9 protein-coding genes and 3 pseudogenes are annotated in these 11,335 nt (G+C 61.7%); 11 read left to right on the top strand and 1 reads right to left on the bottom strand.

What is annotated here, in order from left to right:
- On the bottom strand, positions 1–284 hold a 284-nt coding region (locus BM275_RS21715; RefSeq protein ID WP_139229596.1), incomplete at its 3' end, for a transposase.
- Positions 285–343: 59 nt separating this feature from the next.
- On the opposite strand from BM275_RS21715, the pseudogene BM275_RS21710 reads away from it, so the two are divergent.
- From BM275_RS21710 to BM275_RS21660, 11 genes and pseudogenes are all read left to right on the top strand, one after another.
- Positions 344–538 (top strand): annotated as a pseudogene (locus BM275_RS21710) (helix-turn-helix domain-containing protein); the annotation flags it as partial.
- 238 nt (positions 539–776) lie between these two features.
- Positions 777–2,139, top strand: a pseudogene (benA, locus tag BM275_RS21705) (benzoate 1,2-dioxygenase large subunit).
- Positions 2,139–2,627 (top strand): benzoate 1,2-dioxygenase small subunit, encoded by a 489-nt coding sequence (gene benB / locus BM275_RS21700; RefSeq protein ID WP_073299683.1) that lies wholly within the window; start codon positions 2,139–2,141, stop codon positions 2,625–2,627. Before benA ends, benB begins: the two are co-directional and overlap by 1 nt.
- A 10-nt stretch (positions 2,628–2,637) precedes the next feature.
- Positions 2,638–3,648, top strand: a complete 1,011-nt coding sequence (gene benC, locus BM275_RS21695) for a benzoate 1,2-dioxygenase electron transfer component BenC (RefSeq protein ID WP_090523552.1) — start codon at positions 2,638–2,640, stop codon at positions 3,646–3,648.
- A gap of 71 nt (positions 3,649–3,719) precedes the next feature.
- A complete protein-coding gene (locus BM275_RS21690) occupies positions 3,720–4,499 on the top strand; it encodes a 1,6-dihydroxycyclohexa-2,4-diene-1-carboxylate dehydrogenase (protein ID WP_090523549.1) in 780 nt (259 codons plus the stop codon).
- Positions 4,500–4,603: 104 nt separating this feature from the next.
- A complete protein-coding gene (locus BM275_RS21685; protein WP_090523547.1) occupies positions 4,604–5,947 on the top strand; it encodes an MFS transporter in 1,344 nt (447 codons plus the stop codon).
- A gap of 29 nt (positions 5,948–5,976) precedes the next feature.
- The gene (locus tag BM275_RS21680) at positions 5,977–7,098 is read left to right on the top strand and encodes a muconate cycloisomerase family protein (RefSeq protein WP_090523544.1); all 1,122 of its coding nucleotides are present in this window, start codon (positions 5,977–5,979) and stop codon (positions 7,096–7,098) included.
- A 15-nt stretch (positions 7,099–7,113) separates the two neighbouring features.
- Positions 7,114–7,404 carry a muconolactone Delta-isomerase gene (gene catC / locus BM275_RS21675; RefSeq protein ID WP_090523541.1) on the top strand — a complete coding sequence of 97 codons (291 nt, stop codon included), beginning with the start codon at positions 7,114–7,116 and terminating at the stop codon, positions 7,402–7,404.
- A gap of 74 nt (positions 7,405–7,478) precedes the next feature.
- Complete coding sequence (catA, locus tag BM275_RS21670; protein ID WP_090523539.1) at positions 7,479–8,417, top strand: catechol 1,2-dioxygenase; 939 nt, start codon at positions 7,479–7,481, stop codon at positions 8,415–8,417.
- A gap of 159 nt (positions 8,418–8,576) precedes the next feature.
- Positions 8,577–9,782 (top strand): benzoate/H(+) symporter BenE family transporter, encoded by a 1,206-nt coding sequence (locus BM275_RS21665; protein WP_090523537.1) that lies wholly within the window; start codon positions 8,577–8,579, stop codon positions 9,780–9,782.
- 111 nt (positions 9,783–9,893) lie between these two features.
- Positions 9,894–11,152: pseudogene (locus BM275_RS21660) on the top strand (OprD family porin).
- The last annotated feature ends 183 nt before the right edge of the window (positions 11,153–11,335 follow it).

Genomic DNA, 11,335 nt, shown 5'->3' with positions numbered 1-11,335 from the left:
GACATCAAGAGAGCGGTAGCCTTTTTTAGGATCGCTTTCTCCCGTTCCAGTCGGTCGATCCTGGCTTCCAGCTCCTGGATTTTCTGCTGTTCGGGCGTCAGTGCTTTGCTCTTCGGGGTAACGCCCTCGCGCTCCTCTTGAAGCTGTTTTACCCATCGGCGCAGGGCCGACTCAACCACTCCCAGTGAACGAGCTGCTTCGATATGGCTGTAGCCCTGATCGAGCACCAGGCAGGCGGCCTCTCGTTTGAACTCGGGCGTAAAGGAACGACGTTGCTTGGTCATCAGACACCTCTCTATGGCGAGCATTCTCGCCCTAAATGGGTGTCCGGAATCAGTAGACCACTACACCGAAGTCCTATATCCGCCAGCGCAAGCTGGAGCAGATCCATGGCCGGCTAAGCGATCCTTCGGCCAAGGTGCGCAATATCACCGAAATCGCCATGGACTACGGCTTCATGCACCTGGGGCGCTTCTCGGAAAGCTACAAGAGCACCTTCGGCGAGCTACCTTCGGATACGTTGCGCCGCCATCACTGAGTCCCCTTGAGTCGCTGCCGGTCCGACGGAAGCGGCTCTTTTTTCCTTTCTTGCCACTGCGCATTCGCTGCTCGTCACCCCCGCGTGACGCACGGGCGGCGTCCTGCGTGCCTGCGTCAATCTGTCCGCTTGCGCTTTGCAGAAAACGGATAGAGGTCCTGCAGAAAATGGATATTGATGCCGTCTCCCGCGCCGTAGCCTTCATCACGTAGACACAATAACAATGGAGGCCCCGGCCATGTCCCTGGGATTCGACTACCTTGATTCGCTGCTAGAAGAAGATAAAGAGAAGGGCGTCTTTCGCTGCAAGCGCGAGATGTTCACCGACCCTCGGTTGTTCGATCTGGAGATGAAACACATCTTCGAGGGCAACTGGCTGTACCTCGCTCACGAGAGCCAGATCCCCGAGAAGAACGACTACTACACCACCCAGATGGGCCGTCAGCCGATCTTCATCGCCCGCAACAAGGATGGCGAGCTAAACGCCTTCATCAATGCCTGCAGTCATCGCGGTGCCATGCTGTGCCGCTTCAAGAGCGGCAACAAAGCGACCTATACCTGTCACATTCCATGGCTGGACGTTCAATAACTCGGGCAAGCTGCTGAAGGTCAAAGACCCGAAGGAAGCTGGCTACCCGGATAGCTTCAACTGCGACGGCTCCCACGACCTGAAGAAGGTCGCCCGCTTCGAGTCCTATCGCGGCTTCCTGTTCGGCAGCCTGCGTGAGGACGTGGCGCCACTGGAGGACTTCCTCGGCGAATCGAAGAAGATCATCGATATGGTGGTCGACCAGTCGCCGGACGGCATCGAAGTGCTACGCGGCTCGTCCACCTATGTCTATGAGGGCAACTGGAAGCTGCAGGCCGAAAACGGCGCTGACGGCTACCACGTCACCGCCGTGCACTGGAACTACGCCGCCACCCAGCAGCAGCGAAAGCTGAAAGAGGCCGGTGACGACATCCGCGCGATGAGCGCCGGCGGCTGGGGCAAGAAGGGCGGTGGCTTCTACTCGTTCGAGAACGGCCACCTGCTGCTCTGGACCCGCTGGGACAACCCGGAAGACCGTCCGCTGTATGCGCGCCGTGACGAGATGATCGCCGAGGTCGGCCAGGCTCGCACCGACTGGATGATCGAGAACTCGCGCAACCTCTGCCTCTACCCGAACCTGTATCTGATGGACCAGTTCGGCTCGCAGCTGCGCATCGCCAAGCCGATCTCCGTCGACAAGACCGAAGTCACCATCTACTGCATCGCACCCAAGGGCGAGAGCGCCGAAGCCCGCGCCCGCCGCATCCGCCAGTACGAAGACTTCTTCAACGTCAGCGGCATGGCCACGCCGGATGACCTCGAAGAGTTCCGCGCCTGTCAGCAGGGCTTTGCCGGCCGGGCGATGGAATGGAACGACATGTCCCGCGGTGCCAAGCACTGGATCGATGGCGCCGACGAAGGCGCGCAGGAGATCGACCTGCATCCGCTGATGAGCGGCGTGCGCACCGAGGATGAAGGCCTGTTCGTGCTGCAGCACCACTACTGGCAGCAGCAGATGATCAAGGCGGCGCAGCAAGAGCAGGACCAGCTGATCCACGTGGAGGGCGCGTGATGACTCTCTCCTACGAAACCGCGCGCGACTTCCTCTACCGCGAAGCGCGCTATCTGGATGACAAGGACTGGGACGCCTGGCTCGAACTCTATGCGCCGGACGCCACCTTCTGGATGCCGGCCTGGGATGACCGCGACCAGCTGACCCAGGACCCGATGAGCGAAATTTCGCTGATCTGGTACGGCAACCGCAGCGGCCTCGAAGACCGGGTGTTCCGCATCCGCACCGAGCGCTCCAGCGCAACCATTCCGGACACCCGGACGAGCCACAACATCAGCAACCTCGAGTTGCTCGAGCAGGCCGACGGCGTCTGCAAGCTGCGCTTCAACTGGCACACGATGAGCTTTCGCTACAAGACGGTCGACCACTTCTACGGCACCAGCTTCTACACCCTTGATACGCGCGGCGAGAACCCGCTGATCAAGGCCAAGAAGGTCGTGCTGAAGAACGACTACATCCGCCAGATGATCGACGTGTACCACCTCTGAGGGCGCCGCCATGACTCACAAGATCGCATTGAACTTCGAAGACGGCGTCACCCGTTTCATCGACGCCAACTTAGGCGAAACCGTCGCCGATGCCGCCTACCGCCAAGGCATCAACGTGCCGCTGGATTGCCGGGACGGTGCCTGCGGAGCCTGCAAGTGTTTCGCCGAAAGCGGTCGCTACGACCTCGGCGAGGAGTACATCGAGGACGCGCTGAGCGAAGCCGAAGCGGAGCAGGGTTACGTGCTGACCTGCCAGATGCTCGCCGAAAGCGACTGCGTGATTCGCGTGCCGGCCGCTTCTGACATCTGCAAGACCCAGCAGGCCAACTACCAGGCTGCGATCAGCAATGTGCGCCAGCTCTCCGAGAGCACCATTGCGCTGTCGATCAAGGGCGAATCTCTGAACCAACTGGCGTTCCTGCCCGGGCAGTACGTCAATCTGCAGGTGCCTGGCAGCGATCAGACCCGCGCCTATTCCTTCAGCTCGCTGCAAAAGGATGGCGAAGTCAGCTTCCTGATCCGCAACGTGCCGGGCGGGCTGATGAGCAGCTTCCTGACGAACCTTGCCAAGGCTGGCGACAGCGTCAATCTGGCCGGGCCGCTCGGCGCCTTCTATCTGCGCGAAATCAAGCGGCCATTGTTATTGCTGGCCGGCGGCACCGGCCTCGCGCCGTTCACCGCAATGCTGGAGAAGATCGCCGAGCAGGGTAGCGAGCATCCGCTGCACCTGATCTACGGCGTCACCCACGATCACGATCTGGTGGAGATGGAGAAGCTCGAGGCCTTCGCTGCGCGCATCCCCAACTTCACCTACAGCGCCTGCGTCGCCAGCCCGGACAGCGCCTATCCGCAGAAGGGCTACGTGACCCAGCACATCGAGCCCAGGCACCTCAACGACGGTGAAGTGGACATCTACCTCTGCGGCCCGCCTCCGATGGTCGAGGCGGTCAGCGGCTTCATCCGTGAGCAAGGGCTGGAGCCTGCGAATTTCTACTACGAGAAGTTTGCCGCCAGCGCCTGACAGCCAACCGTAGGGTGGGCAACTGCGCCGCATTGACCATTGAATTCCTCGCCATTCCAGAGGTTGGGTAGATGAACACACGTTTTCAGAACAAGGTCGCCGTCATCACCGGCGCGGCCCAGGGCATCGGCCGGCGTGTGGCCGAGCGCATGGGCGAAGAGGGTGGATGGCTGATTCTGGTCGACCGTTCCGAACTGGTCCACGAACTGGCCGATGAGCTGGGGGCGACGGGCGTCGAGGTGCTGACGCTCACCGCCGATCTCGAGCAATTTGCCGACTGCCATCGCGTCATGAACGCGGCGAAGGCGCGCTTCGGCCGCCTCGATATCTTGGTCAACAACGTCGGCGGCACCATCTGGGCCAAGCCCTTCGAGCATTACCAGGAACACGAGATCGAGGCCGAAGTGCGCCGCTCGCTGTTCCCCACGCTGTGGTGTTGTCACGCCGCGCTGCCGCACATGCTGGAGCAGGGCGCGGGCGCCATTGTCAACGTCTCTTCGATTGCCACGCGCAGCCTGAATCGCGTGCCCTATGGCGCGGCCAAGGGCGGGGTGAATGCGCTGACTGCGTGCCTGGCCTTCGAGAACGCCGAGCGCGGCATTCGCGTCAACGCCACCGCGCCGGGCGGCACCGAGGCGCCGCCGCGGCGTATTCCGCGCAACAGTGCCGAGCAGACTGAGCAGGAAAAGCTCTGGTACCAGCAGATCGTCGATCAGACCGTCGATTCATCGCTGATGAAGCGCTACGGGACGATCGACGAGCAGGCCGGCGCGATCCTTTTCCTGGCATCGGACGACGCGTCCTACATCACCGGCGTGACCCTGCCGGTGGGTGGTGGCGATCTCGGCTGAATCACATAGACCGGCCTGACCGGACAACGCCAAGGCACCTCGGCGGCGCTGTGATTCACCGCTGCGGCCGCCCGCGACTAACAAAATCAATAGAGAGTCTTGCCATGCGAAAAGTAGATGTTCACGAAATCATCGATAACGCGCGCTTCAGCCGCTTCCATTGGCTCGTCGTGTGCCTCTGCGCACTGCTGCTGATCTTCGACGGCTACGACCTGTTCATCTATGGCGTAGTGCTGCCGGTGATCATGAAGGAATGGGGGCTGCCCCCCCTGGAAGCTGGTGCGCTGGGTAGTTACGCGCTGTTCGGGATGATGTTCGGCGCGTTGGTCTTCGGCACCCTGGCTGACCGCATCGGTCGCAAGAAAGGCATTGCCATCTGCTTCGTACTGTTCAGCGGCGCCACCGTGCTCAATGGCTTCGCCAGCACACCGATCGAGTTCGGCATCTTCCGCTTTCTCGCCGGCCTCGGCTGCGGCGGGTTGATGCCCAATGTGGTGGCGCTGATGAACGAATACGCGCCGAAGAAACTGCGTAGCACGCTGGTGGCGGTCATGTTCAGCGGCTACTCGCTGGGCGGCATGCTGTCGGCCGGCCTCGGAATCTACATGCTGCCGCGCTTCGGCTGGGAAGCGATGTTCTTCGCCGCCGCGGTGCCGCTGCTGTTGTTGCCGGTGATCCTCTGGTATCTGCCGGAGTCGGTGGGTTTCCTCGTCCGCCAGGGCCGCGGTGAGCAGGCCAGGGCGTTGCTGAACAAGGTCGACCCAAGTCGCCAGCTGACAGCGAACGATGAGCTGGTGATGACCGACGTGAAGGGCAAGAGCGCTTCGGTGCTGGAGCTGTTTCGCGACGGCCGTGGCGTGCGCACCTTCTCCCTGTGGCTGGCGTTCTTCTGCTGCCTGCTGATGGTCTACGCGCTGGGCTCTTGGCTGCCGAAACTGATGGCCAACGCCGGTTACAGCCTGGGCTCCAGCCTGTCGTTCCTGTTGGCGCTGAATTTCGGGGGGATGGCTGGCGCGATTCTCGGAGGCTGGCTGGGCGATCGCTACAACCTGTCCAAGGTAGTGGTGGTGTTCTTCGCCGTGTCGGTGGCCTCGATCAGCCTGCTGGGCTTCAAGACGCCGATGCCGGTGCTGTACACCCTGATCTTCATCGCGGGCGCCACGGTGATCGGCACGCAGATCCTGCTGTACGCGACCGCTGCACAGTTCTATGGCTTGTCGATCCGCTCCACCGGGCTTGGCTGGGCCTCGGGAATCGGCCGCAACGGCGCCATCGTCGGCCCGCTGCTGGGTGGTGCGCTGCTGGGCATCAACCTGCCGCTGCAGCTCAACTTCATGGCCTTCGCCGTGCCGGGCGTCGTCGCCGCACTGGCCATGACCGCCTTCGCCATCTCCAGCAAGCGCAGCCCGGAAGCCGCACCAGTCGTGCTGTCGGCGGCCAAGGCGTGAACCCTGACATTGGTAAATCGGAAATCGATATGAGCCCCATCCTGATCGAAAGCATCCAGGCAATCGTCGTCGACCTGCCGACCATCCGCCCGCACAAACTGGCGATGCACACCATGCAGCAACAGACGCTGGTGATCATTCGCGTGCGTTGCAGTGACGGTATCGAAGGCATCGGCGAATCCACCACCATCGGTGGTCTGGCCTATGGCAACGAAAGCCCGGAGAGCATCAAGCAGAACATCGACAGCCACCTCGGCCCGCTGCTGGTGGGGCAGGATGCGGCGAATATCAACGCCGCGATGCTGCGGCTGGACAAGGCGGCGAAGGGCAACACCTTCGCCAAGTCCGGCCTGGAAAGCGCGCTGCTCGACGCCCAGGGCAAGCGCCTCGGGCTGCCGGTCAGCGAGCTGCTCGGCGGCCGCGTGCGCGACAGCCTGGAAGTCGCCTGGACGCTGGCCAGCGGTGATACAGCGAGAGACATTGAGGAGGCCGAGCGCATGCTCGATATCCGCCGTCACCGCGTCTTCAAGCTGAAGATCGGCGCTGGCGAAGTGAATGCCGACCTCAAGCACGTCATCGCCATCAAGCAGGCCCTTGGCGAGCGCGCCAGTGTGCGCGTCGATGTCAATCAGGCATGGGACGAGTCGGTGGCGCTGCGTGCCTGCCGCATCCTCGGCGACAACGGTATCGACCTGATCGAACAGCCGATCTCGCGGATCAACCGCGGCGGGCAGATTCGCCTGAACCAGCGCAGCCCGGCACCGATCATGGCCGACGAATCCATCGAGAGCGTCGAAGATGCCTTCAGCCTGGCCGCCGACGGCGCCGCAAGCATCTTCGCCCTGAAGATCGCCAAGAACGGCGGCCCGCGTGCCGTATTGCGCACTGCGCAGATGGCCGAGGCAGCCGGTATCGCGCTGTATGGCGGCACTATGCTCGAAGGCGCCATCGGCACCCTGGCCTCGGCGCATGCCTTCGTCACCCTCAATAAGTTGACCTGGGGCACCGAACTGTTCGGCCCGCTGCTGCTCACCGAAGAAATCGTCGCCGAGCCGCCGGTCTACCGCGACTTCCATCTGGAAGTGCCGCGCACGCCGGGCCTTGGCCTGACCCTCGACGAAGAGCGCCTGGCGTTCTTCAGTCGCACGTAACCGGAGGCTGAACTGATGCTGTTCCACGTAAAGATGATCGTAAAACTGCCCGTCGATATGGACCCCGGCAAGGCGTTCAAGCTGAAGGCTGACGAGAAGGAACTGGCTCAGGGCCTGATGCGTGAAGGCAAGTGGCGGCACCTCTGGCGCATCGCCGGCCAGTACGCCAACTACAGCGTGTTCGATGTGGCCAGCGTTCAGGAACTGCACGACACCCTGATGCAGCTGCCGCTGTTCCCCTACATGGAGATCGAGGTCAATCCGCTGTGCCGGCATCCGTCCTCGGTTCGTGAAGACGACAGCTGATCGAACCTGAAAAAGGCCGGTGTGCGCCGGCTAATCAACCCGCGTCACCACAACTACAAAACGAGGCCTGAGCCATGACTGTGAAAATCTCCCATTCCCCGGAAATCCAGAAATTCTTCAAGGAAGCCAGCGGCTTCAACAATGACGAAGGCAGCCGCCGCATGAAGACGGTGGTCAACCGCATCCTGATCGATACCGCGAAGATTATCGAGGATCTGGAAATCACCCAAGATGAGTTCTGGAAAGCGGTGGACTACCTGAATCGTCTGGGCGGCCGCCACGAGGCAGGGCTGCTGGTCGCTGGTCTCGGTCTGGAGCATTTTCTCGATTTGCTGGAGGATGCCAAGGACCAACAGCAGGGCCTGACTGGCGGTACGCCGCGTACTATCGAAGGCCCGCTGTATGTGGCCGGCGCGCCGATCGCTCAGGGCGTGACACGCATGGACGACGGCAGCGAGGATGATGTTGCCACGACGATGTTCCTGCAGGGTCGCGTCACCGGCCCGGACGGCAAGCCACTTGCCGGTGCGGTAGTCGACCTGTGGCACGCCAACACCAAGGGTAACTATTCCTACTTCGACAAGAGCCAGTCCGACTACAACCTGCGTCGCCGCATCGTCACCGACGAGAACGGCTGTTACCGCGCGCGCAGCATCGTGCCTTCCGGCTATGGCTGCTCGCCCGACGGTCCGACCCAGGAGGTGCTCGACACCCTCGGTCGCCACGGCCAGCGTCCGGCGCACATCCATTTCTTCATCTCCGCGCCGGGCTATCGCCATCTGACTACCCAGATCAACCTGGCCGGCGACAAGTACTTGTGGGACGACTTCGCTTACGCAACTCGCGACGGGCTGGTCGGTGACATTCACTTCATCGATGACGCCGAAGCCGCACGCAGCCGCGGTGTGCAAGGCCGCTTCGCCGAGGTCGACTTCGACTTCCAGCTGCAGAAAGCGCCCGCGCCGAAGGCCGAACAGCGCAGCTCGCGTCCGCGGGCTTTGCAGGAGGCGTAAGGCAGGCATGTCGGCGCCAGCCACGGATGGCTCTGCCGCGCCAACAATTAATGCGGTGCGGCGTGTCCCGCTGCGTTGTCGAGCCACTGAAACGATACACCTACAACAAGAGCCGTCCGGACACTGTCACGGATAGCCAAGCCTGACTTGCGAGGCTTCATGAAGACGCTACTCAGAGACTGTTCGCTTTCTGCCGTGGTCGCGGGATTCATCGCGACGGTGATCTCGTACGCCGGTCCCCTGGTGATCATCTTCCAGGCAGCCAAGGCGGGTGGGTTGCCCCAAGACGTACTGTCGTCATGGGTCTGGACGATCTCCATCGGCAGCGGCGTGCTCGGCATTCTGCTAAGCCTGCGCTACAAAGTGCCGATCATCATTGCCTGGTCCGCGCCGGGCTCGGCGCTGCTGGTCACCATGCTGCCCGACATCACGCTGAATGAGGCAGTCGGCGCCTATGTCGTCACCAGCGTGGTGGTGCTGTTGGTTGGCCTATCAGGTGCATTCGACCGCATCATCAACCGCCTGCCGGCCGCGATTGCCGCAGGCATGCTCGCGGGGATCCTGTTCCGCTTCGGGACTGGCCTGTTCATCTCCATAAAGGAACAGCCCTGGCTGGTGCTGGCGATGTTCGCCACCTATCTGGCGTTCAAGCGTGCCTTGCCTCGCTACGCGGTGCTCGCGGTGCTGGTTGTCGGCGTAACGATCACCGTCGCCTCTGGCGAATTGCAAAGCGAGGCCCTGGTGATCGGCTTGGCGACGCCGACTTGGATCGCCCCCGAGTTCAGTTGGCAGGTGATGCTGAATATCGCCTTTCCGCTGGTGATGGTGGCGCTGACCGGGCAATTCGTTCCGGGCATGGCTGTTCTGCGCAACGACGGCTACAGCACGCCGGCCAGCCCGTTGATCAGCAGCAGCGCATTGGGTTCGTTGCTGCTGGCGCCCTTCGGTTGCCACGGACTGAACCTCGCTGCAATCACAGCGGCGATCTGCACGGGCCGGGAAGCTCACGAGAATCCGGCGAAGCGTTACGTTGCGGGCGTATCGGGCGGTGTCTTCTATCTGCTGCTCGGGGTATTCGGCGCGACGCTGGTCTCCATCTTCACCGCGTTTCCCCCGGCTCTGATCGCAGCCCTGGCCGGTCTGGCACTACTGGCCGCAATTGGCGGCGCGCTGAGTGCCGCGATGGCAATGCCCGCAGACCGTGAGGCTGCCTTGATCACCTTTCTGGTGACGGCATCCGGTATGCCGTTCCTCGACCTGTCCGCGGCGTTCTGGGGGCTGATCTTCGGCATTGCTGCCCATCTCTTCTTGACGCTTCGCCCCGTAGCGGCAAATCCCGCGGAGGAGCGACAGCCGGCCCGCTGACCTCGATTTTCGCGGCGCGACAACCGAGTAACCCAACACGTAGTTCTCCCCGGCACCACGCCGGAGAGGTGGCTGCGTGCATCCAGAAAACAACAACAAGAGACGAATACCATGCAGAAACGATCAATCTCGAGAGTTGCTCTGACCATTGCTGCCGCTTCCGCCGTGCCGTACGTGCATGCCGAGGCCGGTGGGTTCATCGAGGATGCGACTGCCACGCTACAGGCACGCAACTACTACTTCAGCCGCGACTTCTCGGATATCGAGGGGCCAAATCAGCAGTCGAAGGCGGAGGAGTGGGGCAGGGATTCATTCTCAACTTCAAGTCCGGCTATACCCACGGCGCGGTTGGGGTAGGCGTCGATGCAATCGGGATGCTGGGAGTAAAGCTCGACAGCAGTCCTGATCGGGCGGGGGCGGGGCTCTTGCCGGTGGCCGATGATGGCCGGGGAGCGGATGATTACAGCCGCCTGGGTGCTGCGCTGAAAATGCGAGTCTCGAGCACTGAATTGCGGATCGGCGAGCTACAGCCAAATCTCCCGGTGTTGACCTTCAGCGACATTCGCCTGCTACCGCCTACTTATCAGGGCGTCAGTTTCGTTTCCAACGAGATCGCCGGTCTTACCTTGCATGGTGGACACCTGCGCTCGACCAGCCTTCGCAATGAAGCGGGTGATGACCGGATGCGTGCGATGCTGGGCCGCACGCCGCAAGCGGGGTTCAGCGATGCATTCAACTATGCTGGCGGCGATTATGCGTTGAATGCCAAGCGAACGTCGCTGAGTGCCTGGTACGCTCAGCTTGAAGACATATATAACCAGCGCCTCCTCGGTCTGAAGCACAGCGAGCCACTGGGCAGGTGGACGCTTGGCGCCAACCTGGGCTTCTATGACTCGCAGGAAGATGGCAGCAAGCTCGTGGGAGAGATTGATAATCGGGCGTTCTATTCGCTGTTATCTGCCAGGCAAGGCGGCCACACATTCTATGTCGGCTACCAGGCGATGTTCGGGGACAGCGCTTTTCCACGGGTTTTCGCCAACGTAACGCCGCTCGGCAACGAGGTGCCAACCTACGAGTTCGCCGAAAAGGATGAGCGTTCCTGGCAGGCGCGGTACGACTACGATTTCGCCGCGGTCGGCGTTCCGGGCCTGGTTGCAACGGTGCGTTATATCTCGAGCGATAACGTCGATACGAATCGGGGCTTCGAGGGTACCGCTCATGAACGCGACCTGGACGTCAGCTATACGATTCAAAGCGGTCTGTTGAGGAACGTCGGCATTCGTATCCGCAATGTTGCAGCACGCTCTAACTACCGCAGTGACATTGATGAGAACCGGTTAATCCTCAGCTATACATTGGCGCTGTTCTGAATAGCAGATCGCCACCGTGGCAGACATAGGAGGGGCAGCCAGCCAAATCTGGCCTAAGTGGAAATAAACGGTTGACGTTGATTTTCAAGCTCCTATAATGCGCACCACTTCCGGCGCAGTCCTTAAGCAAAACCTCTTGTAAATCAAAAGGTTAGCGAAATAAAAGGGTTGCACGGATGGCGG

This window comes from Stutzerimonas kunmingensis, from assembly GCF_900114065.1.
Taxonomy (GTDB): Bacteria; Pseudomonadota; Gammaproteobacteria; order Pseudomonadales; family Pseudomonadaceae; genus Stutzerimonas; species Stutzerimonas kunmingensis.
The sequence above is the reverse complement of the archived record's forward strand: the minus strand, read 5'-3'. Positions and strand labels throughout refer to the sequence as shown.